This window comes from Bradyrhizobium sp. 1 (assembly GCF_023073315.1).
Classification (GTDB): domain Bacteria; phylum Pseudomonadota; class Alphaproteobacteria; order Rhizobiales; family Xanthobacteraceae; genus Bradyrhizobium.
Genome location: NZ_JADPJH010000015.1, coordinates 103,005 through 104,027, shown reverse-complemented (window position 1 = coordinate 104,027; position 1,023 = coordinate 103,005). Strand labels below are relative to the sequence as shown.

The 1,023-nt window shown below is 66.4% G+C and carries 2 protein-coding genes; one reads left to right on the top strand and one right to left on the bottom strand.

The annotated features are described in order from the left end of the window. Positions 1-53: 53 nt before the first annotated feature. The gene (locus tag IVB29_RS12230; RefSeq protein WP_247503621.1) at positions 54-605 is read right to left on the bottom strand and encodes a carboxymuconolactone decarboxylase family protein; all 552 of its coding nucleotides are present in this window, start codon (positions 603-605) and stop codon (positions 54-56) included. Positions 606-679: 74 nt separating this feature from the next. Between IVB29_RS12230 and IVB29_RS12225 the strand changes: the two genes are divergently transcribed. Continuing rightward, a complete protein-coding gene (locus IVB29_RS12225; RefSeq protein WP_247503620.1) occupies positions 680-1,000 on the top strand; it encodes a winged helix-turn-helix transcriptional regulator in 321 nt (106 codons plus the stop codon). Positions 1,001-1,023 lie beyond the last annotated feature (23 nt).

Genomic DNA, 1,023 nt, shown 5'->3' with positions numbered 1-1,023 from the left:
CGCGGAGACTCCCCCTCACCCCAACCCTCTCCCCGCAAGCGGGGCGAGGGAGCCTATCGAGGAAACCGCGCCGCCTTTTCCTCTAGCGGCAACCGCAGTCCATTCGCCAGATACGACACCGTGCGATAGAAGCCGCACAGCAGCATGATCTCCAGGATCTGCGCTTCGTCGTAATGCCCCGACAGCGCGGCGAACTCCTCGTCGCTGAACGTCGCGCTTGTGTGCAGCGCATCGACGGCCGCGATCAGCGCCTGCTCGGCCGGAGACCAGCAGGATGATGCGGCACCGCCCTGCACGGTCGCACGCACCTCTTCCTCGGTAAGCCCCGCGGGCCCGGCGAATATCGCAACATGCACGCCCCATTCATATTCGCATGTGTTCAGCGCGCAGGTGCGGTCGATAACGATCTCGCGCTGGCGCAGCGACAGCGGTCCGGGATCGAGCAGGCCGCCGGCCCGGAATTTGTCCCAGGCGCGCGTATGGCCGGCCATCACCCGAAACAGCACCAGCGGCGGCGCGCCCCGCATGATGCGGTCGAACTGCGCCCGTATCTCCGGGGGATAAGGCTGATCGAGCGGGGCGATGCGCGGCATGGTCCGGGACATGGGCCGTCTCCATTGCTACATTTATCGTAGCAATACGCTACATTATTTGTAGCGTTGCGCAAGAGGGGGGCACGATGGCGAAACAGGCAGCATCAGGGAAGGTCCGCGGCTCGCGCACCGGACGGCCGGTCATGGCGTTGCTCGACCTGCTCGGCCGGCGCTGGAGCCTGCGGATCCTCTGGGAGTTGCGTGACGCTCCCCTCACCTCGCGTGCCTTACGCACCGCCTGCGACGAGGCATCGCCGACGGTCCTGCAAGCGCGGCTGACGGAGCTGCGCGAGGCCGGGTTCGTGGAGCTGGGCGAAGGCGGAGGCTATGGATTGACGGCGCTGGGGCGGGAGCTGTGCGCGACGTTCATGCCACTGCACCGGTTTGCGGAGAGGTGGAAGAAGTAGCGCAATCAGTAGCCGCGTGCTCC

Excerpts from the sequence above, each read along its gene's own strand:
- IVB29_RS12225 (WP_247503620.1), top strand. The coding sequence starts at position 680 with ATGGCGAAACAGGCAGCATCAGGGAAGGTCCGCGGCTCGCGCACCGGA.
- IVB29_RS12230 (WP_247503621.1), bottom strand. The coding sequence starts at position 605 with ATGTCCCGGACCATGCCGCGCATCGCCCCGCTCGATCAGCCTTATCCC.